Consider the following 245-nt stretch of genomic DNA (forward strand, 5'->3'; position numbering starts at 1 on the left):
GGCGCTCTTCGCGGCCGTGAGGTCGCCGAGCGGAATCGTCGGCGAGATGACTTCTCGTCCGCTCCAGAACATTGTCGCCTTGGGCGTCACCTGCTGGGCGAGGCGGGTGCGGTACTGGCTCGTCTGAGTGCCGAAGTACTCGGTGGGAACGACCAGCAGCGGCCGCGCACCCGTCTTGGTGTCGAGCCAGGCCTGCACCTCGTTGACGACTCCGGCCTGCAGCGATGCCAGCGCCTGAGCCGAGG

1 protein-coding gene is annotated in these 245 nt (G+C 68.2%); it reads right to left on the reverse strand.

Annotated features, from left to right (window positions below):
- Positions 1 to 245: beta-N-acetylglucosaminidase domain-containing protein (locus tag SB754_RS22345; RefSeq protein ID WP_410784470.1), on the reverse strand; the 245-nt coding region annotated here is incomplete at both ends.

The organism is Leifsonia sp. SIMBA_070, from assembly GCF_046534635.1.
GTDB lineage: Bacteria > Actinomycetota > Actinomycetes > Actinomycetales > Microbacteriaceae > Leifsonia.